A 22,435-nucleotide genomic window follows, 5' to 3' on the forward strand; every position below is an offset into this window, starting at 1 on the left:
ACCTAAACATAATAATTTCAAGTGTATATCAAAACTTCGGGACGATAATTTCCAACTTTTCACTTTGACAGGTCGTCAGTTTATTAACTTTTACCACATATATTTTTGTTTGATGATTTGATTTTTTCATCAACAAAACATTATTATTACCTTCTGGACGAACATATTCACCATTAAAATCATCCCACTCGTAGAGCTGTGTACCATTCTCGTTACACCATAGGTAATTGTAACGATCATCCGACCTGTCTTTCAGCTCAATACGGATTTTATCTAACTTCTTATCCCATGCTATACGTTTAATTTCAGGTTTTGCAACCTGATCAAATACGTGAATTACAATTTTACTTTTGGTAGATTTCTTATTCTTCCAAACGCTTTCCACAAAGTATGTCTTTTGCTCTTTTATATGATTTAAACGCACATTCACACCTGTCGCAAAAGGAGTTCCAGCTAACGAGTCGGTATACCAGTTATATTGCAATCCGCGACTAGCATGCTTAAGAGTCAATACCTGTCCACCGTTAAAACAGGTTTCCAAACGATTTCCCCATTGGGATTCAGGTGCTGTCAACTCACGTACCATAGGGTTCACAATTGACCAACTTGTCTCATATACATGCTGCTCATGTGCTTCAATGCGGACCAATGAAGTCGTATCTCTCACCACAGCTTTTAATTGATTCGCCCCTAAACCAAGCATTCCTATATTCAAATAAATAGAATCTATATGCTCAGCAATTAGGTCATCATTCAGATACCATTTCACGGTGAGTGTATTGGGTGATGGCTTTAACAATTTCAAGGCAAAAACCGATAGACTATCTGTATCCGTTATTGTCTTGTTTTCAGGTCTGGCACCTACTATTGGATTCGTCTTATGATGGATCGTCTCGACAAATACTTCCTGACAAACTGCACAAAAAGGTGCAACTAAATATTGCATTTTACAAAATTCATGTGGCCTAAACCAGTTGGATTTTGATCCTTCACCACCATAGGAATACACACCAACACCCTGTGTGCCGACCCACTGTTTCCAAGGGACTTTTGTAGGGTCGGTTTCCTGGGTCCGATTGGGTCCTTCAATAGCATATTGATTACCTGCCCAATATTCATCAGCTAAAATCGCAAAGGAATGCCCAATCTCATGAACGGCAATATCATTGCTCATAAAATTAACGGTAGCAGTCGCATATTTACCTCCTGACCCCCCATAAAATGGGGAATTCACCAAAATTACGACCTGCGTATAATTGGGGATATGCTCCTTTAACACCTTTTCAATAACATCATATTTTTGGGGAACGACCAAACGATGCAAACCACCGTTATCAAAACTACTCCCAAATATGGTATTGGGTGAAGCAATGGGAACAGCGTACTTTTTTGTAAACATATTATACCTTGCTGGATACTGACTTAAATCCATATCCCCGTGAACACAGTCACTTGCATTTCCAACATGTGTAGCACCAGATTCTGGAGATGGTGTTTTAATTGCAAACACATTAAAATAATTGCTATACTGACGAAAAGGTTCTGTCTGAAAAAAATAATCGGTGAAACGTTTTGCATCTTCTTCAAAATAAACCAATTCATCCTCGGTATACCCATCTCCAAGGATCACGAGATTGACGACCTTTTGGTCCGTTCCTTGATATTGTAACGTATCGATAGCATACTGTTGTGCAGAACAAATAGGAAGAGAGAGTTGTAAAAAGAGAAAGCTAAAAAGTAAAGCTTGTAAGTAGATCTTCATTTAAAAGTTATTAGTATATGATTAATTCATGTCCTTAATCTTATGCTGTACCAGGTACTCACTGGGTGACATCTTAGTGATTTTTTTAAATACCCGATTAAAATTCACCACATTATTAAATCCTGTTTTAAAAGCAATATCCGACACATTCTCAGAAAGATCATGAATCAGCATCTTGCAAGCCTGCTCAATACGGATTTCATTTAGAAAAGTAATATAAGTTTTCCGAGTATGTTTTTTAAAATATTTACAAAATGCGTGGGGGGTCATATGTGCAATACTCGAGATATCTTCTAATGATATCTTTCCTGCAAAGTGTTTAAATGTATATTGAAAGATTTCATTGATTCGAATTCCCTCCGCATCTGAATATTTCTTTTGAGGAATACCTGTATAAAGGGAGGTCCATAGATCAACTTTCTCTGCTAAATAATCTACTAAGCTTATAAATGCAGTCAATCGACCTAAGCCGTCTTCTTCATTAATTTGCAAGAATTTCCGTCTAATAGCAAGGCTTGAACTGGCATCCAGTTTTTTACTTACATTGATGTTTTCTAGAAAAAAACGTACCTGTTCCAATTCTGGTAATAGGAGAAAATCCTTAAACCGAGCATAATCGAAGAAAATATGGATGGCATGAATTTGCTCTTTTAAGGGGGGATCCGAAATCAATTCGGACCTTTTGAACATATGCGGTTCATCGGCATCCACAATATATATTTCATCTTGTTTGAAATGATGTGTGAAATTGCCAATCAGGAAGGTCCCCTCTCCTTTTAATATGTAAGTCAGTTGGATTTCTTTATGTCGATGGTAGTTGCTGTAAAACTCGACCAACAAATCCTCTTGCACACAGACTGAGCCCTGGTTGGGAACAGGAACGGTAAACTGAACAACTTTCATCCTCCAAAATAGCTACAAAAAAAACAGATATTGTTTAATTATTCAAATTTAAACAATATAGTAGACAATAAACGTAAATCGTATTATAATTTATTTTTAACCTTTTGAATAAAATCTGGCAATGTTGGATCCTCTCCCGCGAGCTCTATAATGGCTCTAGATTTTGGATCGACCCAAAGATAGCGTGGGGTTAATGCGATATTGTAGCTATTTTTAATAAAATCGCGATCGGTCACATTTAACAAATAACTATTGGAGCCTAATCCGATAGCTTGGTTACTACTTCGCCAGCGCTCATAGTCTTCATCATCTGTCAGATACACAATTTCCACACCAAGTTTATTTAATTCAGCTTCCTTTTTAACCAAAACGGGTAAATCCATTTTTGAATTTTTGCCCTTACTTGACCAGACCGCAACAATAATCATTTTCTTATCTTTCAACTGGTCAAACTTCAGAGAATCACCCTGTAAATTTCGAGGTGTAATTTCTGGAAAAGCGGGCATGTTTCCATAATAATCTTTCACCTCCTCCACTTTAGCGATAGCGGCTTTTACCAGCGGGTGTTTCTGAATTGTAGGATCTAATGTTGCTAAAATTTCTTCATAGCGCTCGTAATTCTCCTTATTCACATCAATGTATTTAAAGGAATAGGGAATCAAAAAAGATGCTTTTTGATTACTATTTAAGACATAATCTGCGTACAGCTGTTTATCATCTTTTTTCCTTCTAATATCAGCCGACTGCTTTGACAATGTTTCGAGTCTATCTATCGTTTGATTATAAATAGATTCTTGTCCGCGGGTAATGGTCATTAGTTTAGCATTGAGGTCACCAATTTCATTTCGAATTTCTGTTAATTTCTTATCTAGGTCCCGAACTTGCTTTTCTTTATTTTTATTGAACGCAATCAGTTCATTTGTAGTCAAAGAGTTGGTTTTCACATCAACGTCATAGCTATCACCATTTTGCTTAACGGTTACAGCATAATCTACTCCACCTTCTACATAAAGCGGATACATATACCTAAAAGACTGTTCAGAAGCAGAATCTGACTTGATGATGAGGTCATAAAAGGCATCGATGGCCAACTCCCCTTCTAAAATAAAATTGCCTTGATTCACCTCAGCTCGTTGAAACTGCTGCATCGGATTTTCATGATCTTGCAAATAAACCGTCCCATGACCCTCTGGCTCTATGGAGCCTGTAATTTTATAGGTTATGGGCATACCTGTTTTCTCTTGCGGCGAATTTGACTGGCAAGAACTAAAAAAAAGGACGAAAAAAAGGGTATAATAAGTGATTGTCAGGTTCATTACAAATAAAAAATTGGTTGTCAGTACAAAATATACTGACAACCAATTTACAAAATTTTATTTATAAATTATTTTATTTGATAATCTTGGTATTCCGTTCCAATCAAAACTTTAACAAGCGCTTTGTTTGGTCCAGCTATTTTATAATCGACCACCTTACCATCCTTCCATGAAACGTCGACGGTATAGTTCCCTCTTGCTTTCAAACCTTTTACTGCTCCATCTTTCCAAGCTTTAGGTAAAGCGGGCAGTAGGTGTATAAAGCCTGCATGACTCTGAAGAAGCATTTCTGCAATACCTGCCGAACCACCGAAGTTACCGTCTATTTGAAATGGCGGGTGTGCACAAAACAAGTTTGGATATGTTCCTGCCCCTACCCCTTGATAAGTTGTTTCATTGACAAATGCTGGTTTTAGCAATTGTCTTAAAATCTCTAGAGAATGATCACCATCTTGCAACCTTGCCCAAAATAGAATTTTCCATGCGCGTGACCATCCTGTACCTTCATCACCACGTACTTCCAGCGTTTTACGAGCAGCATCTGCCCAAGCCTTATTCTTTTGCGGTGAAATGAAATTCGCAGGATACAAGCCGTATAAGTGCGAAACATGTCGATGCTGAGGCTCTACTTCCGCATAATCTTCCAACCATTCTTGTACACGACCACTTTTACTGATGACTACCGCAGGTGGGATCTGGCTCAACTTACCTTTTAACTGCTGAATAAAAGGATCATTCAGATTCAAAAGACTATCGGCCTGTATTAAATTCTCATAGAGTTCCCTTACAATCTGATTGTCAATTGTAGGTCCCATCACCACCGAAGCTCCTTTACCATCAGGAAGACGGAAACCATTCTCTGGTGATACTGATGGTGAAGTAACCAACCATCCTGTTTTTGGATCTTTCACCAAGATATGGTTATAAAACTCTGCTGCACCTTTCAAAACTGGATATACATCCTTTAAGTAGGATTTATCCTGCGTGAATAAGTAATGTTCCCAAAGGTGATTACATAACCAACCTGAGGCTGTGCTCGCTCCCCAAGAGGCGTTCTCTCCTGGTGCTGAATAACCCCAAACATTTGTCATCATATACACGACCCATCCTGGTGCATTATAGTATGCTTTAGCTGTTTTCTCTCCTGTTTTTGCGATACGTTTAATCATCGCTATAAAAGGATTGTGGTATTCCGATAAATTACTGACTTCCACACCCCAGTGATTCATTTGCGCATTGATGTTCAAATGATAATCTCCATTCCAGGGAGTCTGAATCTGATGGGCCCATAATCCTTGTAAATTAGGAGGCAGCGCATTTACTTGTTCTGGTGCAGTGCTTGAAATGCTTAGGTAACGGCCAAATTGAAAATAAAGTGCCGCTAAGCCATTATCCAACGCCGGGTTTTCAAAAAATTGTTGCAAGCGCTGCGCTGTCGGAATATCAAACTTAGACTGATCATCTGCAATCGTTAGGGCAACACGATCAAATTTTTTCGCAAAAGCTTTTGTATGATTGTTAAAACGCTTTTTTTCCGTTATTTTTTCAATCGCTTCGATATTACGTGCTATTACTTCTTGAGGATTGGTCCCATAATAGTTCGTACTTGCTGTAAAAAGAACAGTTGCTTCATCGGCATCTTTTAATAGCAATTGTTTACCATCATCTGTTAATTTACCGCCCTTGAAAACAATCTTTACCTTACTCGCAAATTGCAAGTTTTTACCACCTTTACCATCAGGTAAAGATCCTAGCAAAACGATTTCACCATCTTTGATCTGGTAAGAGTCGATGTTCTCTGCTCGTTCTAGGGCAACCGAAAAACTGATGCTTTTTTTCTTCGAGGCCGTTAAGTGAATAACGCCCACATTTTTATCAAAGGAGGTATAATACGTTCTTTTGTAATCTACTCCATGGGCCGAAAATGAAGTGTTCGCAGTTGCATTTCCGATTTGCAGGGACCTTTCATATTTTGAAATATCCTTTGCTTGGATCGCATGATTGAATTTCAGATAACCGAAATTCTGATAACAACCATATGGGGCATTGGCTCCGGTTCCAAATGCAGAGCCTTGTCCGCTACATACAAAGTTCTTATTGACCAATTCTTCTGCTTCATTATTTTTCCCTGCCATCAATAGCTGCTGGATTGCATTTACGCTTTTATAGGCTTCGTAGTTATTGGGATCTTCGGCAGATCCAGACCACATGGATATTTCGTTTAAAACCAAAGATTCTGACTGTACTCCCCCATCTGGCATCATGCCTATCAACCCATTTCCTAGTGGAAGCGTTTCCTCCCATCTTACGGCTGGTTTATCATACCACATGGTTAAACCATCTCTTTTTTGGGCTTGCGCTTGAAAGGCAGTGATGGCTAACAACGAAAACAACACTGATTTAGATATAAATTTCATTAGAATAATTTGTGTTAATAATGCTTGCTTTAATTTTATTGCTGTGCTCAGTTTTTATGTCAATGAAGCTATCATAAGCCGAATATCTAACTCGGTTTGCGAGCTGATATACGCTTATGATAGCTTCGGTTTTTTATTTGGAGTATAATTCGAATTCTGCTACTGTGAATACGTTTTTAGTCAGTGTTTCCGTTGGCACAAATTTGATGTATTTAGCTTTCGTTGCTTGATCAAAAACAATTTGTTGCAAAATTGGATTGGCTTTGATATTCGAAAACTCACCCTCTTTCAGGAGTTTCCATTGTTGATTATTGTCACTTGTATAAATTTTATATTTGGTAGCAATCCCTGCTGTCTGTCCATCTTGACGTGGCAAATAGCCAAACCCATCGACATCATCCTTTATTTCGAAGATAAAACCTCCTTCATAAGCAGGTACTGAGGCAAAAGTTTGCTCATTATGATCAATTGCTTTTGCTGATTCTGTAAAAACAGCGGGTATGTATTGATTTGCATTCATTTTCTTTAAGCCTGTATGCTCAAAAGCAAATGGCTCATTAAATTCTTTATACAAGCCAAAATCACTTAGGGTAATCGCTACAGGTGCAAATAAGTGCATACGCAATTCATCAGTTGTAATTGTATTTTCCAATTTCATCAAGCGATTCGCTCCAATGCTGGTCGCTTTAGCTAATAACTTCCATTGACCATTAACTTTATGCTCCACAATTACACTATCCAAGCGTTGTCCGAGTTTTATATTTTCTCTTATCTGGACAATATCAAAAGTTTGTTTCCCTTTTAATTTAATATCCAAGGTAGCTTGATGCTCAGCATCATTTGTTGCCCAATAGCTGTAGCGATCTTCATCTAAAAGGAATTGCGTTCCGTAATCTTTAACGGCATTTCCACGAATCGTAGATGCTTTGATCTGCGCTCCCTGCGCTAAATTGTTCTCAAAAGTTTTTCTAACTTTCTTTCCAAATGCCGCTAGCGATTTGACATCATTCTCGTGCAGTTGCCCAGAGGGCATGGGTGCTAATCCTAAGTTCATATTGGCACCACGTCCTACGGACTTGAGGTAAATCTCAAATAATTGATCTGGAGTTTTCACCTGTGCATCTTGCTCTGCATGATAAAACCAACCGGGTCTTTGCGGAACATCACATTCAGCAGGTATCCAATATGCACCATTTCTAACGCCGGATGTAAGTGTTTTTTCGTTCACCGACCCGGGTACAGCTTTTTTCCCATCTAAGCCTTCTGGCGTGAATGTAGCCCATGAAGTTTCCCCAGCAAAACCTTTTTCATTTCCAACCCAGCGCATATCAGGACCTACATCACTGAATATCATGGCCATTGGCTGTAATTTCCGAACAATTGGCCAGGTTTTTTCCTCCCAAGCATAATAAGTGTTACGATCGATTGTTCTTTTTTCATTTAAACCTCCATAGTAGCCATCTCCACCATTAGCACCATCATGCCATGATGTGAATAATTCGCCGTAATTGGACATCAATTCTGTCAACTGTGCTCTATAGGCTTCAGCATAAGCTGCTGTTCCGTATCGGGTGTCATTACGGTCCCATGCAGAAAGGTAAACTCCAAATTTCATCTTATTGGCATGTGTTGCCGTCATAAAATCTTTAACCATATCTCCCTTACCCTGTTCCCATGGAGACGATGCGACACTATAAGTTGTGGTTGCTGTTGGCCAAAGACAAAAACCGTCATGATGCTTAGCAACGCTAATCAATCCCTTGAATCCTGCAGATGCTGCAGCGTTAGCAATTTGATTGGCATCAAAATTAGTCGGATTAAAAACCTTAGGCGATGCATCGCCGTAACCCCATTCCTTATTTTGAAATGTTGTTGGTGTATAGTGAATTAAACAATAGGCATCCATTTCATGCCATTTCAGTTGTCGTTCACTGGGAATCGCCCCATATGGTTTTGGTGGGTTTACAGGTTCGGATGGCAAAACTTGACCATTCATAAAGAGTAAACTGGAGAGAAGGAGTGTGAGCATATCTTATAATAAAAGGTTTAAGATCTTAAATATAGTTTTATTTTAGAGTAATAAAAATTTGGAAAAATCATTTTCTTTAATCAATCGATTGATTATATTTATAACAATAAAAGCATTGATCATTAACATTGATAAGGCATCGAGATTATCAATAAAACAAACTCATGTATTTCATTTAAATTTGTTGTAGAACAAAAAGAAAAAACTAATAAATAAATCAATAATGGAAAATAACGAAAACAAGAAAATTACAACGGCTTCAGGAGCTCCAGTTGTAAACTACGAAGACACCATGACAGTTGGTCCGAGAGGTCCCGTATTATTGCAAGATTATTTTCTTCATGAAAAATTAGCACACTTTAATAGAGAGCGTATCCCAGAACGTATTGTCCATGCTAAGGGCTCCGGAGCCTATGGTACCTTTACGGTTACAAATGATATCTCTAAATATACTAAGGCCAAACTTTTTAATGGGATTGGTAAACAAACAAAATTATTCATTCGCTTTTCTACAGTAGGTGGCGAACGCGGGTCGGCAGATTCGGAACGTGACCCACGTGGTTTCGCAGTTAAGTTCTATACTGAAGATGGCAATTACGATTTAGTTGGAAATAATACGCCAGTTTTCTTTATCAAGGACGCTAAAAAGTTTCCTGACTTTATCCATACTCAAAAAAGAGATCCTTATACAAATTGTAAATCTGCAACTATGGTATGGGACTTCTGGTCGCTAAATCCAGAGTCACTACACCAGGTAACGACGTTAATGTCCGATCGTGGTACCCCATTTGGTTTCAGACACATGCACGGTTATGGTAGTCATACTTACTCCATGATCAATGCCAATAATGAACGTGTATATATCAAATATCACTTTAGAACACAGCAAGGAATCAAGAATCTGACGGCTTCAGAAGCAGATGAAATGCGCGCTAAGGATATGGATTATGCACAACGCGATTTGCATACGGCTATTAATAATGGTGATTTCCCAAAATGGAAACTCTATATTCAGGTCATGACAGAATCGGAAACTAAGACCTTCCGTTGGAATCCATTTGACTTAACGAAAGTATGGTCACAAAAAGAATACCCATTGATCGAGGTCGGTGTGATGGAACTGAATGAAAATCCGAATAATTACTTTGCCCATGTGGAGCAGGTAGCTTTCGCTCCAGCGCATGTGGTCGATGGGATTGGCTTTTCTCCAGATAAAATGTTACAGGGACGTATCCTATCTTACCCTGATGCGCAACGTTACAGATTAGGAGGTAACTATGAGCAGATTCCAGTAAACCAATGTCCTTTTATGACCAACAATTACCAACGTGATGGTAAAATGACGGTAAACGGTAACCAAGGATCGGCTCCAAATTATTTTCCAAATAGTTTTGACGGTAATTATCAAGATCAATCTTATAAAGAGCCTGCATTACAATTAGACAGCTTAGTGGCGGACAATTATGATCGCAACGCACCTGGTGAAGATGATCATTATACACAGCCTGGAGATTTGTACCGTTTATTGGATCCTGTACAAAAAGAACACCTTATTGAAAACATTGTTGGTGCGATGTCAGGTATTGAAGGTCCAAAAAGAGATGAAATCGTGATGCGTCAATTGTGCCACTGGTTTAGAGCGGATATGAATTTAGGACTTGGAGTTGCTAAAGGATTAGGCTTCTCTATGGATGAAATGGCAAAACATATGCCTCAGAAATAGTAGTTACAACCATTTAAATAGAAAAAGGGAATGTATACATTCCCTTTTTCTATTTAAAAATATTGGGACTCCAATTACGCACTTCAGTTAAATTTCTCTCTCCCGATGCATCCACCTTATGAATCTTGTTAGTCCAGTAAGTGTGTACAGAAAGTGAGCCCGCCATCTTTTTCTTAAAAATCGTAAATCCATAAAATTTATTCGATTAAATCGAATAAATAAAATTTACAACTTGTACCTTTACCTCATCATGAACAAAGATCAATCTAAACTCATTCGCGAACAGGCAGATCGCTCTGCAACACGAGAACACTCGGTGCCTTTATACCTCACTTCAAGTTTTATTTTTGATAGTGCGGAACAAGGTAGAGCTATTTTTGCTGATGAAGAGCAGGGAATGGTATACTCCCGTTATGCCAATCCGAATACTTCTGAATTAATCAATAAAGTATGTATCCTAGAGGGAGCAGAAGCTGGGCTGTCCTTCTCTTCGGGTATGGCGGCTGTGTTTGCTGCTTTTGCAGGTATTGTTGAAAGTGGTGACCATATTGTTTCTTCACGTGCCATTTTTGGTTCGACACATCAACTATTTACACAATTATTTCCACGTTGGGGGGTAACTACGACGTATGTTGATGCGGTCAATCCGGAAGACTGGGAAAAAGCCATTCAACCGAATACGAGAATAATATTTTTGGAATCACCTTCTAACCCAGGTTTGGAACTGGTTGATTTAGAATGGTTAGGTTCTTTAAAACAGAAATATCCTAACATCATTTTAGCTATCGATAATTGCTTCGCAACACCTTACCTACAAAAACCTTTAAAATATGGTTTTGATTTATCCATCCATTCTGCTACAAAATATATGGATGGACAGGGGCGCGTATTGGGCGGTTTGGTTGTCGGTAAAAAGGAATTGATTGATAAGTTGATGTTCTTTATCCGCCACACAGGCCCTTCCCTATCTCCATTTAATGCTTGGATCATCTCCAAGAGTTTAGATACCTTGGGTTTACGCATGGATAGACATTGTAGCAATGCATTGGCACTTGCAGAAGTGCTTGAAAAGCACGATGATATCAAAGATGTTAAATACCCTTTTCTGCCTTCGCATCCACAGTATGAACTCGCAAAAAAACAAATGAAAGCTGGTGGTGGTATTGTCACTTTCGTCGTCAAAGGTGGACAAGAACGAGCATTTCGATTCTTGGACGAACTGGATATGATCTTGTATACTTCCAACTTGGGAGATGCCCGTTCAATTGCAACTCATCCAGCCTCGACTACACATTCGAAGCTATCAGAAGACGAGCGCTTAAACCTAGGTATTCAGCCCGGAAGTGTTCGCCTATCGGTTGGCTTGGAAGATCAGGAAGATATTATTCAAGATATCTTACAGGCATTGGAAAAAACAAAATAACAATAAAGCCATCTCTAGAGATGGCTTTATTGTTATTTTGTTACCTAATTATTTTAAAGAAGCTAAAGCCGCTTCATAATTCGGCTCTTCTGTTACTTCTGCTACTTGCTCTTCATAAAGCACTTGACCATTTTCATCCAAAGTAATTACTACACGGCTTAATAAGCCTGCCAAAGGACCGTCTGAAAAGCGTAATTGATAAGCGTCAGAAAAATTAGCATCCTTATATTCTGATAATGCCACCACATTATTCAACCCTTCTGCTGCACAGAAACGTCCTTGAGCAAAAGGTAAATCTTTAGAGATACATAAAACCACCGTATTTTCCAATTCCACTGCTGCTTTATTGAAAGCACGTACCGATGCAGCACAAGTACCTGTATCAACACTTGGAAAGATATTTAATACTACTTTTTTACCCTTATAATCAGCTAATGATTTATCTGATAAATCTCCTGCTGTTAATTTAAAATCTGGAGCTTGACTACCCACTTTAGGTAAGTTACCTACCGTATTTACTGCTCCACCTTTGAATGTTACTGTTGCCATAATTAAATTTTTCAGCAATTTAACGATTTCAATTTAATCTTACCACAAAAATCATATTTATTAATCACCGTAATTACAAAATAATTATTTATCATTTTTTGCCAAAAAAGTATCAAAAAACCACAAAAATTTACTATGTTAGCATTATAAATTCAAACACAAATAATAAACCAAATTTGATGTATATGAAGAAGTTACTAATTACGCTGCTTTGTGCATCACCTTCATTACTATTGGCACAGGGGTCTCAAGTTAATGTTCAGAGTCCAAAATCTGTCGGTATGGGTGGTGCAGGTTCTGCCTACTTTATTGATGAGTCTTCGATCTTTTATAGTCCTGGAGCACTCGCTAAAATGGATCACAATTCCGTTTCTATTGCAGGAAATGGTGTTATGTTCAAATCCGCTTTTCAAGCTTCGGGAAGTAATGTTGTCGATTATACACGGAATCAAGTAACGCCTCCATTTTCTGTATTTGCTACTGTAGGACCTAAAAACTCTTGGTGGAAAGCTGGAATAGGTGTTTACACACCTTACGGTGGTGCGGTAGATTGGGGGACAGAATGGACGGGTAAGTACAGTTTAGTGAGCTTATCTTTACGTGCGATCTATATACAACCAACATTAAGTATCAAGTTAACGGACAACTTCAGTATTGGTGGGGGATTTGTTTATAATATTGGGTCAGTAGACCTTCAAAGTGCCATTCCAGTATACTTCCAAGATGGGTCATCGGGATTAGCAGAATTAAAAGGAACCGGTACAGGGACTGGATATAATGTTGGGGTTCATTACAACCTAAACGACGAATTTGCCATTTCCATGAGTTACCGCTCTAAGGTGGTGACCAAATTAAAAGATGGCGATGCTAAATTCAACGTGCCTGAAGCTGCTCAAGGAACTTTCCCTCCAGGAAGTAAATTCAGCGCAGAATTACCACTACCTTCTACATTTGCTGTTGGTGTCACTTTCCCAATTAGCGATAAAGTAAAAATGGCAGTCGATGGAACGGTCATTAATTACGATATCTATAAAGAATTGAATTTTGATTACAGCGACCCCAATACTCCAGATACACATTCTCCGAAAAACTATACAAAAGCTGGCTCTATAAAAGCCGGTATTGAATACCTGCCTTCTGAGAAACTTCAACTTCGTGTAGGTGGAGGATTTATCGCTACTCCGGTAAGTAAAGATTATGTTTATCCTGAAACGCCAGACAACAATCGCGTACTCTTATCGGGTGGTTTCACCTATAAAATGTCTCCAAAATTCGATTTAACAGGATCTTTTGCATATCAAAGGGTTTTACCTCGTGAGGCAAACAACGTAGATAGCCATTTATCTGGAACATATATGACAAATATTTACGCACCAGGAATTGGTTTGACTTACAAATTTTAAGGATGCATACTAAATTGTGATCACCATGAAAAGAAGAAATTTATATATAGGAGTTGCACTGGTTATACTGAGTATTACGGCATGTAAGCCAACTCTAGATGAATATACACCTACAGCAGGTACAAAAGCTGACTTTAGCAAATACATCGCCATTGGGAATTCGCTTTCTGCAGGTTATGCCGATGGAGGCCTATACTTGGAAGGCCAAAAGGTCGCTTTTCCTTTACTAATTGCGGAACAACTGCAAAAAGTTGGCGGAGGAGAGTTTAAATCTCCGTTTTTTAGTGAGGAGCAATCGAATGGCTCGGGCTATCTTCGATTAAAAGCGTTGGTGAATGGCCAGCCAGTAACAGAACAGGTTACAGACAAATTAGCTTACCGCTCAGCTAGTCCAAAATTATTAACGAAATTTACTGATCCGATCAATAATTTAGGGGTACCGGGAATGCGTATGGATATGGCTTTTGCCCCATATATTGGTACTGCAGCTGGGAATATGTACTTCGAACGTCTATTGCCAGAAGGCACTCTACCAACGATGAACTACTTCACCTACTCTACTTCACAAAATCATACGTTCTTTACGTTTTCTTTAGGGAATAATGACGTGTTGGGATATGCGACGAATGGAGCAGTCAATGATGGCCCAACCACAACATTAACCTCAACGGCATTATTCAATTCGTTATTAAATAATTACGTATCAACCTTAACAGTAAAAAAACAAAAGGGAGTATTAGCAACAATTCCTGATGTGACTTCGGTTCCTTATTTCACAACAGTGACACGTGAGCTCCTTTTAGCTGGTGTCAATGCTGCAAGTACGACAAAGGTGACTGATATTTATATCGCAACTAAATCTGGTCCTCGAGCAGCTACTGATCAGGACTACTTTGTGTTACCATTTTCCGCTGCTGGCCTGTTAGGCGTACCAAATGAAAACAAAATACCTTACGGTTTACATCCGCTCAACCCTGTTGAAGATAAATATGTTTTGGATGTTACGGAGGCCAAAGAGGTGGTTGCACGTGTAAATGAATTCAATAAGATAATTAAATCAGTAGCAGCTTCCAATCAGCTGGCTGTAGCAGATGTCAATGCATTTTTAACTGCTGTTAAAAATGGAATTCGTATCGACGGCTTAGCTGTTAGTGCAAAATACATCACTGGAAATGGTTTCTCATTAGATGGTATACATTTAACTCCTATTGGAAATGCGCTAATGGCCAATGTGTTTATCGAAGCCATCAACAAAACTTATGGAGCTCAAGTTCCAAGATTAAATATTTCTGATTTTAGGGGTGTGAAACTTCCTTAATCATTATAATACAATAATTTGAAAAAGGGATAGCGCTTTTAGCTATCCTTTTTATTTAGGGCTATTCTTTATACTCCTGTTATAAAATTAGCTTTAAAACTAATAAGAGCGGCAACTAAAGTATAGCATCCTCTATAATCCATTAACAAGGAATTATGATGATATAAAGCATAGAAAGCTTGAGAATCGATTCAGTATACCCTTCGTTATATCAGCGCAATTATATTGGTATTCAAAGCAAATTTAGCTAAGTTTGTGTATACAAGGAGATACAATCATGAAAGTAACACTAAATCGCCAAAACAAAGCAGTTCACTTTGAAGCATCAAGTGAATTATCCAACATTAAAGTTAATATTGATGGTTCAGAAGCTATAGGGGGCGAAGGCAAAGGCGTCCGTCCAATGGAGTTAGTCTTAATGGCTTTAGGCTCATGTAGTGTATTTGACCTTTCTTCTATCTTGACCAAACAACGCCAAGATATTGAAGATATCCAAGTCGAAGTAGAAGGAAAACGCCGTGAGGAAATCCCAAATATCTTTACTGATATCCATATTAGCTTTTATTTAAAAGGTAACATCGATGAGATAAAAGCGCAAAAAGCAGCAGAATTAGCGGTAAAGAAATATTGCTCTGTACACGATATGCTTGCAGCTGGAGGTATTAACATCACGTACTCTCTTAAAATAAATTAAGCCACCGAAATCAAATTTCAGACATAAAAAAAGAGCAGTTGATCAACTGCTCTTTTTTTATGTCTGAAACACTATTTTAGAAAAATGGACTATTCTGTTTTCCCATCTTCTCTTTTTTGCCACAACTTCTCTGCCCATCGTCCGACAAACCAGAAAGATACTGCCAAAATGAGAAAGAAAATCGCGCGATTGATATTATCCCAAAGATACTCAACATAGCGTGTGTACACATTCAACACAAAAAACACAAACCCAATTTCACGTGTGGTATTATCTTTCATCTTTAACCCATAAATCACCAATCCAGCGGATACTGCAGTTGATAACAATCCCCAATAGAAAATATGGTATTGTCTCACCAATGTCCACTCGTAGAAATCCGCGTAATTGCCGAAAATGGAAAGGGACCATAATGAAATCATCAGGTATAATAAACCGATGAGATAACTCAGGGATTGAAATTCCTGCAATTTCTTAAAGCGCGGTTGTACGTAAACGGCCATCAATGTCAGAATCAAACCGAAAATAGTAAACCGTAGTGGATAGTTCATTCCCCAAAACTTAAATCCCCAATCGCTATGATAGGCCGTTTCGGTAGCAAACCAGACACCTAAAGCGATAAGCATAAAAACCCAGATGAGCTTTGATTTTAAGCGGTTAGCGAGGTATCCATAAATAAGTACAGATAGTAAAAATAATAAAGAATAGTGCATGCTATTCTTGTCCAATACCTTTCCTAAAAAACCGATACATGCTGCTGTCGAGAAAACCCCAATCAACATCATCGTTTCAATAGAAAGATTTTTGTTGGGATATTTTGTTTTGTAACGAAGACCAAGGGTATAAAACAAAATGGCTAAAGCTGCAAAAAACACACAAAATAAAATGTTCGGTGCTTCGTAAAGCGTATCCACAAATTTGAGAAAAGCAGTATCCGTCATTAAAGAAAAAACAGCAAACACCAAGGAAGCAAGTGCTACCCAAAAGGCATAACGTGCCAAGCGCTTCCAATCAAAGCTTTTCACATCAATGCTTTCCACCATCGCTACTGCAGTTGGCTCATCTATTATTTGCTCCTTTTGCCAAAATTGTATCGCTTCTTCTAAGGATTCTTTTTCTTGTTTGGTAACGTCTAACTTCTTCATATAACTATTGTAGAGGCAAAGTACAAATTATACCTTTTATATCCGGTATAGATTTGCAATGCCGTGACAATAATAAAGATGTGGTCTTCTTAAAATTCATTAAAAATGAGTAATTTTGCATGTTTGCAGAAATTCATCTGCGTTTGGAAGAAAACAGCGGTTACATGACAAAGAAAATCACACCTGACTTAGGTGAACAAAGTGAAGTTCAAGTATTTGGAGCACGTGTACATAATCTTAAAAATATAGACATTTCATTTCCTAGAAACGAATTGGTTGTTATCACAGGATTAAGTGGTAGCGGTAAATCGTCATTAGCTTTTGACACCATCTATGCTGAAGGGCAAAGACGTTATATGGAAACATTTAGTGCATATAGCCGTCAATTTTTGGGTGGCATGGAGCGCCCTGATGTCGATAAAATTTCTGGATTGAGCCCTGTTATTTCAATTGAACAAAAAACTACAAGTAAAAATCCACGTTCTACCGTTGGTACCATTACCGAAGTCTATGACTTTATGCGCTTGCTATTCGCTCGTGCCAGTGAAGCTTTTTCTTACGTCACGGGAAACCGTATGCAGCGCATGTCGGATGAACAAATCGTGGACCGCATCTTAAATGATTTTGATGGACAAGCGCTGAATATACTAGCGCCAGTGATCAAAGGTCGTAAAGGACACTACCGTGAGTTATTCGAACAGATCCGTAAACAAGGTTATGTTAAAGTTCGTGTAGATGGTGAAATCATAGACCTAACACCTAAGATGCAAGTGGACCGCTATAAAATCCACGATATTGAGATTGTAGTAGATAGACTTAAAGTTTCTGAAGAAGATAAAAATCGCCTACAGACTTCTGTCATGCAAGCCATGAAAACAGCGAAGGGGATTATTAAAGTTGCTAATCAAGAAAATGATGAGCAATTCTTCAGTCGTTATTTAATGGATGCCGAATCGGGAATTTCATATGACGAGCCACAACCTAATACTTTCTCTTTTAACTCACCTTACGGTGCCTGTCCAAAATGTGATGGTCTAGGCTATATATTTGAAATTGACAAAAACACAGTTATCCCTGACCGTAAATTAAGCATTCAAAAAGGTGGTTTAGCGCCATTAGGCCCCGCAAAGGAAACATGGAATTTTCAAGTGTTAAAAGCTGTTGCTAAAAAGCTTGATTTTTCTTTAAGTACACCTTTAGAAAAACTGACGGAAGAACAAATCGACATGTTGCTTTTTGGCTCTGAGGAACCCATTTCCGTGGCTGTTTCTTACGGCAGTTATGACGTTCGCGATTACCGTATTGAATTTTCAGGTATATTCAAGATGTTGGAAGAGCAATCGGGTAAATCGAGCGACGATATGACTTCTTTAGACGATTTCCGTTCGAAGATCGTATGTCCGAGCTGTAAAGGGGCTCGTCTGAAAAAGGAATCGTTGCATTTTAAATTTGCTGGCAAGAATATCTATGAACTTTCGCATATGGACATAAAATCCCTGTACGAATGGTTTTCAAACGTAAATGCCTCTCTGGACGAACGTCAACGTATCATAGCAACTGAAATATTAAAAGAAATACAATCACGTTTGGGATTCCTTTTGGATGTAGGCTTAAACTACCTGACAATCGACCGCTCTTCAAAATCACTTTCGGGTGGTGAAGCGCAACGTATTCGTCTGGCGACACAGATAGGTTCACAACTGGTGAATGTATTGTATATCCTAGATGAGCCGAGCATTGGTCTCCATCAAAGGGACAATGAACGCCTGATCAATTCTTTAAAGAATTTACGTGACATCGGTAACTCTGTATTGGTTGTTGAACATGATAAAGACATGATTTTAAACGCCGACTATGTCATTGATATGGGTCCAGCTGCTGGTGTTAACGGTGGACAGGTCGTCGCTGAAGGAAAACCAAATGACATTTTAAAATCTGATTCGTTAACCGCAGCATACTTAAATGGAAAAAAAGAAGTTGCAATCCCATCAGAAAGAAGAGCTGGAAACGGAAAAACATTATCTTTAAATGGTGCTACAGGGAATAACCTGAAAAATGTCTCCGTAGATTTTCCGTTAGGCAAATTAATATTAGTTTCTGGAGTTTCAGGCTCTGGAAAATCAAGTCTCATTACCGGAACGCTATATCCAATTTTAAATAAATATTTTTTCCGAGCTAAGGGCATTCCACTTCCTTACAAAAGTATCGATGGTTTGGAGCATGTTGATAAAGTAATCGAAATAGACCAAAGCCCTATCGGTCGGACTCCGCGTTCGAATCCGTCGACTTACACAGGGGTCTTTTCTGACATCAGAACCCTCTTTGTCCAACTACCTGAGGCAAAAATAAGAGGCTATAAACCTGGACGATTCTCGTTTAATGTGAAGGGTGGACGTTGCGAAACCTGTCAAGGCGGAGGCATGAAAGTAGTGGAGATGAACTTTCTTCCGGACGTACAAGTTCCTTGTGAAACATGTCATGGAAAACGTTATAACAGAGAAACTTTGGAGGTCCGTTTTAGAAGTAAATCCATATCCGATGTCTTGGACATGAGTGTGGATGAGGCTGTTGTCTTCTTCGAGAATATCCCTTCCATCTATCGTAAAATAAAAACTTTACAGGATGTTGGCTTGGGTTATATCACATTGGGACAATCATCAACAACACTTTCTGGAGGCGAAGCGCAACGCATTAAATTGGCTACTGAACTTTCGAAAAAGGATACTGGAAATACGTTTTATATCTTAGATGAACCAACAACTGGTTTACACTTCGAAGATGTCAATGTACTCATGGGAGTCATCAATCGTTTGGTGGACCGCGGCAATACCATATTAATTATAGAGCATAATCTGGATGTTATCAAATGTGCAGATTGGGTCATTGATATCGGTCCTGAAGGTGGTAAAGAAGGTGGTAAAGTGTTATTTTCGGGCACCCCTGAAGAATTAATCAAAAATAAAAAGAGCGAAACTGCTCGATTTCTTAAACTTGAAATGCAATAATGAAGCTTTAAATTTGATAGGCTAAGGCTATTAATCAACCTTAATTCCTGAAAGTTTCTGTGTTATGTAATTTAAACGACAACTTTCAAAGGGAATTAAAGTCATTCTTCATTAATTTCGTAACTTCGCATCATATGTCGGATATTATTCAATTATTACCAGATAATGTTGCCAATCAAATTGCAGCAGGTGAAGTCGTACAAAGACCTGCCGCTGCTATTAAAGAATTGATTGAAAATGCTATAGATGCTGGTGCTGACAAGATACAATTGATCATCAAAGATGCTGGAAAATCATTAATTCAAGTAATTGATAATGGTTGTGGAATGAGCGTGACGGATGCACGTCTTTGTTTTGAACGACATGCTACTTCCAAAATTCGTAAAGCAGAGGACTTGTTTGCCATTCGTACAATGGGATTCCGCGGTGAAGCCATGGCTTCCATTGCAGCCATTGCACATGTGACGTTAAAAACACGTCGTTTTGAAGATGAATTGGGTACTGTCGTAGAGATAGAGGGTTCTAAAATCATCAGTCAAGCACCAGAAGCAGTAGCTGCAGGCACCAATATTGCCATAAAAAATCTTTTTTACAATATACCAGCACGCCGTAACTTTTTAAAAAGTAATTCGGTAGAAATGCGCCATATCATAGAGGAATTTCAACGGATTTCTTTGGCTAATCCTGAAATCTTTTTGACCTTACATAGCGATGGAAATGAAATGTTTCATTTACCTGCAGAGACTTTAAAACAACGTATTGTTCACCTTTTCGGAAATACCTACAACCAACGATTGGTACCTGTGGAAGAAGACACTACCATCATCAAGGTCAATGGTTTTGTAGGGAAACCACAATTTGCGAAGAAAACAAGGGGCGAACAATTCTTCTTTGTGAATAAGCGTTTTATCAGAGATCATTATTTGAACCACGCTGTTATGAATGCCTTCGAGGAAATTCTTCCTGCAGAGACATTCCCTCTGTACGTATTATTCATTGACATCGACCCTTCAAAGATTGATATCAATGTACATCCGACGAAAACAGAAATTAAGTATGAAGATGAGAAAGCAATTTATGCCATCATCAGATCTGCTGTAAAAAGGTCTTTGGGACGTTATAATATCGCACCTTCTTTAGATTTTGAACAAGAGACAGGTTTTTCGAATATGATTACACCTAAACCGTTAGATGAAATCATAGTGCCGACCGTAAGTTTCAATCCTGACTTCAATCCATTTGAACCGGATCAAGTAACAAAATCTACATTCTCACGTGCGGATAATTACATGGCAGGTTTTGAAAAAAAATCGGCAATCCCTCAAAATTGGGGTACCTTATATCAAATTACCCAACAGGACGAATCCATGCAATTGCCCATTGAGCATGAGCAACAAGATTCCCCTGCGCAACAAATACAAAGTGTAAATAACAAGGCGACAACAAAGCAGTTTTTTCAAATTCATAACAGATTTATCGTCTCGCAAATACACTCTGGCATCATGTTGATTGATCAACAAGCTGCCCATGAACGTATTTTATTTGAACAATTTAAATCTCAGCTCGATCAACATAAAGGGTTGAGTCAACAAAGTTTGTTTCCACAAAGCATAGATTTAAATCCCTCGGACAATGAATTGATGCAAGATCTTTTAGAAGATTTTCAAAATTTAGGTTTTCAAATCCGCTCATTTGGTAAAAACAGTTATATCATCGATGGTATTCCTGCAGATCTAGGGACTGGAATTGATGAACGTAAGATTATTGAGCAGATTTTAGAGGATTATAAAAATAATCAAAGTGATTTTAAAATTGAAAAACGTGAAAATTTAGCAAAAAGCCTTGCGCGTAATGCGGCAATAAAACCAGGTACATTTTTGGATAACAATGCCATATCAGAGCTTATTGATCAGCTCTTTGCATGCGAATCGCCCAATATTTCTATTTTTGGAAAACCAATTGTTATCACCATTACCCTACAAGAACTATTAGAAAAGTTTAGTAAAAACTAATTTAAATCTATGAATAGCGCTAATCCACTGTCAAATTTACCAACAGTTACCAAAAACTTACTCATCCTCAATGTGGTCTGTTTTATTGGTTCCATGATATTTGAAAATTCCACACGGTTTTTCGGAGTATTCTACCCCGATTCTCCCTTTTTCAAAGTTTGGCAAATCATCACCTACATGTTTATGCACGGTAGCCTGACACACATATTTTTCAATATGTTTTCTTTGTTCATGTTTGGTCCTATCATTGAACAGGTTTTAGGTGCTAAGCGCTTTCTTAATTTTTATCTACTTACTGGAATTGGAGCTTTAATCCTTCAATTTGGAGTACAAGCTTTTGAAGTGTATCAAATCGCGGGATCAATAAACCCGGGTAGCAGTTTGAAGTTTGATATGATTTCGGGTATGGTTTACACAGACAATCCCCTTGTATCTCAAGCAGGCTTAGGAACCTTAGTATCCATTTACAACACCCCTTTAGTGGGTGCCTCTGGTGCTATCTTTGGCGTGCTATTAGCATTTGCTTATTTATTTCCGAATCTAAAACTTGCACTTATATTTATACCTGTTCCGATAAAGGCTAAATTCTTTATTCCAATCATGATTTTGATTGAAATATATTTAGGTTTTTCAAATTCAGGAGGTTCCATAGCGCATTTAGCCCATGTTGGTGGTGCTTTATTTGGTTTCCTATTATTGAAAGCTTGGGGTATTAAAAAAGGAATATATTAATTAT

15 protein-coding genes are annotated in these 22,435 nt (G+C 38.2%); 8 read left to right on the forward strand and 7 right to left on the reverse strand.

Annotated elements, in window-relative coordinates:
• Positions 1-28: 28 nt before the first annotated feature.
• The 5 genes from KO02_RS19710 to KO02_RS19730 form a co-directional block, all read right to left on the reverse strand.
• Positions 29-1,762: a M64 family metallopeptidase gene (locus KO02_RS19710; protein ID WP_038701074.1), complete on the reverse strand. Its 1,734-nt coding sequence runs from the start codon at positions 1,760-1,762 to the stop codon at positions 29-31.
• Between the two features lie 21 nt (positions 1,763-1,783).
• Positions 1,784-2,665, reverse strand: a complete 882-nt coding sequence (locus KO02_RS19715) for an AraC family transcriptional regulator (RefSeq protein ID WP_038701076.1) — start codon at positions 2,663-2,665, stop codon at positions 1,784-1,786.
• Positions 2,666-2,748: 83 nt separating this feature from the next.
• Positions 2,749-3,981: a DUF4369 domain-containing protein gene (locus tag KO02_RS19720; RefSeq protein WP_038701078.1), complete on the reverse strand. Its 1,233-nt coding sequence runs from the start codon at positions 3,979-3,981 to the stop codon at positions 2,749-2,751.
• Between the two features lie 68 nt (positions 3,982-4,049).
• Entirely contained in the window at positions 4,050-6,398 is a 2,349-nt protein-coding gene (locus tag KO02_RS19725; RefSeq protein ID WP_038701082.1) for a glycosyl hydrolase family 95 catalytic domain-containing protein, read from the reverse strand.
• Positions 6,399-6,531: 133 nt separating this feature from the next.
• Positions 6,532-8,427, reverse strand: coding sequence for an alpha-L-fucosidase (locus KO02_RS19730; protein ID WP_038701084.1), 1,896 nt, complete (start codon positions 8,425-8,427; stop codon positions 6,532-6,534).
• Between the two features lie 223 nt (positions 8,428-8,650).
• On the opposite strand from KO02_RS19730, the gene KO02_RS19735 reads away from it, so the two are divergent.
• Complete coding sequence (locus tag KO02_RS19735; RefSeq protein ID WP_038701086.1) at positions 8,651-10,150, forward strand: catalase; 1,500 nt, start codon at positions 8,651-8,653, stop codon at positions 10,148-10,150.
• A 250-nt stretch (positions 10,151-10,400) separates the two neighbouring features.
• Entirely contained in the window at positions 10,401-11,573 is a 1,173-nt protein-coding gene (locus KO02_RS19740; protein ID WP_038701087.1) for a trans-sulfuration enzyme family protein, read from the forward strand.
• 48 nt (positions 11,574-11,621) lie between these two features.
• Here the strand turns inward: KO02_RS19740 and tpx are convergent, their stop codons facing one another.
• Positions 11,622-12,122 (reverse strand): thiol peroxidase, encoded by a 501-nt coding sequence (gene tpx, locus KO02_RS19745; RefSeq protein WP_038701088.1) that lies wholly within the window; start codon positions 12,120-12,122, stop codon positions 11,622-11,624.
• 185 nt (positions 12,123-12,307) lie between these two features.
• On the opposite strand from tpx, the gene KO02_RS19750 reads away from it, so the two are divergent.
• The 3 genes from KO02_RS19750 (at position 12,308) to KO02_RS19760 (ending at position 15,537) form a co-directional block, all read left to right on the forward strand.
• Entirely contained in the window at positions 12,308-13,525 is a 1,218-nt protein-coding gene (locus tag KO02_RS19750; RefSeq protein ID WP_038701090.1) for an OmpP1/FadL family transporter, read from the forward strand.
• 25 nt (positions 13,526-13,550) lie between these two features.
• Positions 13,551-14,843 (forward strand): lipase, encoded by a 1,293-nt coding sequence (locus tag KO02_RS19755; RefSeq protein WP_038701092.1) that lies wholly within the window; start codon positions 13,551-13,553, stop codon positions 14,841-14,843.
• Between the two features lie 277 nt (positions 14,844-15,120).
• Positions 15,121-15,537 (forward strand): OsmC family protein, encoded by a 417-nt coding sequence (locus KO02_RS19760; protein WP_038701094.1) that lies wholly within the window; start codon positions 15,121-15,123, stop codon positions 15,535-15,537.
• Between the two features lie 89 nt (positions 15,538-15,626).
• Here the strand turns inward: KO02_RS19760 and KO02_RS19765 are convergent, their stop codons facing one another.
• The gene (locus KO02_RS19765) at positions 15,627-16,682 is read right to left on the reverse strand and encodes a hypothetical protein (RefSeq protein ID WP_038701096.1); all 1,056 of its coding nucleotides are present in this window, start codon (positions 16,680-16,682) and stop codon (positions 15,627-15,629) included.
• Between the two features lie 164 nt (positions 16,683-16,846).
• Here KO02_RS19765 and uvrA point away from each other — a divergent pair, with 164 nt between their 5' ends.
• The 3 genes from uvrA (at position 16,847) to KO02_RS19780 (ending at position 22,431) form a co-directional block, all read left to right on the forward strand.
• Entirely contained in the window at positions 16,847-19,687 is a 2,841-nt protein-coding gene (uvrA, locus tag KO02_RS19770; protein ID WP_038703045.1) for an excinuclease ABC subunit UvrA, read from the forward strand.
• Positions 19,688-19,821: 134 nt separating this feature from the next.
• Complete coding sequence (gene mutL / locus KO02_RS19775) at positions 19,822-21,699, forward strand: DNA mismatch repair endonuclease MutL (protein WP_038701098.1); 1,878 nt, start codon at positions 19,822-19,824, stop codon at positions 21,697-21,699.
• Positions 21,700-21,708: 9 nt separating this feature from the next.
• Positions 21,709-22,431, forward strand: coding sequence for a rhomboid family intramembrane serine protease (locus KO02_RS19780; RefSeq protein WP_038701100.1), 723 nt, complete (start codon positions 21,709-21,711; stop codon positions 22,429-22,431).
• Positions 22,432-22,435 lie beyond the last annotated feature (4 nt).

Origin of the sequence: Sphingobacterium sp. ML3W, from assembly GCF_000747525.1 — a bacterium.
GTDB lineage: Bacteria > Bacteroidota > Bacteroidia > Sphingobacteriales > Sphingobacteriaceae > Sphingobacterium.

Bases quoted from the DNA above. Each gene is read 5' to 3' on its own strand.
- KO02_RS19710 (WP_038701074.1), bottom strand. From the start codon at position 1,762: ATGAAGATCTACTTACAAGCTTTACTTTTTAGCTTTCTCTTTTTACAA.
- KO02_RS19715 (WP_038701076.1), bottom strand. From the start codon at position 2,665: ATGAAAGTTGTTCAGTTTACCGTTCCTGTTCCCAACCAGGGCTCAGTC.
- KO02_RS19720 (WP_038701078.1), bottom strand. From the start codon at position 3,981: ATGAACCTGACAATCACTTATTATACCCTTTTTTTCGTCCTTTTTTTT.
- KO02_RS19725 (WP_038701082.1), bottom strand. From the start codon at position 6,398: ATGAAATTTATATCTAAATCAGTGTTGTTTTCGTTGTTAGCCATCACT.
- KO02_RS19730 (WP_038701084.1), bottom strand. From the start codon at position 8,427: ATGCTCACACTCCTTCTCTCCAGTTTACTCTTTATGAATGGTCAAGTT.
- KO02_RS19735 (WP_038701086.1), top strand. From the start codon at position 8,651: ATGGAAAATAACGAAAACAAGAAAATTACAACGGCTTCAGGAGCTCCA.
- KO02_RS19740 (WP_038701087.1), top strand. From the start codon at position 10,401: ATGAACAAAGATCAATCTAAACTCATTCGCGAACAGGCAGATCGCTCT.
- tpx (WP_038701088.1), bottom strand. From the start codon at position 12,122: ATGGCAACAGTAACATTCAAAGGTGGAGCAGTAAATACGGTAGGTAAC.
- KO02_RS19750 (WP_038701090.1), top strand. From the start codon at position 12,308: ATGAAGAAGTTACTAATTACGCTGCTTTGTGCATCACCTTCATTACTA.
- KO02_RS19755 (WP_038701092.1), top strand. From the start codon at position 13,551: ATGAAAAGAAGAAATTTATATATAGGAGTTGCACTGGTTATACTGAGT.
- KO02_RS19760 (WP_038701094.1), top strand. From the start codon at position 15,121: ATGAAAGTAACACTAAATCGCCAAAACAAAGCAGTTCACTTTGAAGCA.
- KO02_RS19765 (WP_038701096.1), bottom strand. From the start codon at position 16,682: ATGAAGAAGTTAGACGTTACCAAACAAGAAAAAGAATCCTTAGAAGAA.
- uvrA (WP_038703045.1), top strand. From the start codon at position 16,847: ATGACAAAGAAAATCACACCTGACTTAGGTGAACAAAGTGAAGTTCAA.
- mutL (WP_038701098.1), top strand. From the start codon at position 19,822: ATGTCGGATATTATTCAATTATTACCAGATAATGTTGCCAATCAAATT.
- KO02_RS19780 (WP_038701100.1), top strand. From the start codon at position 21,709: ATGAATAGCGCTAATCCACTGTCAAATTTACCAACAGTTACCAAAAAC.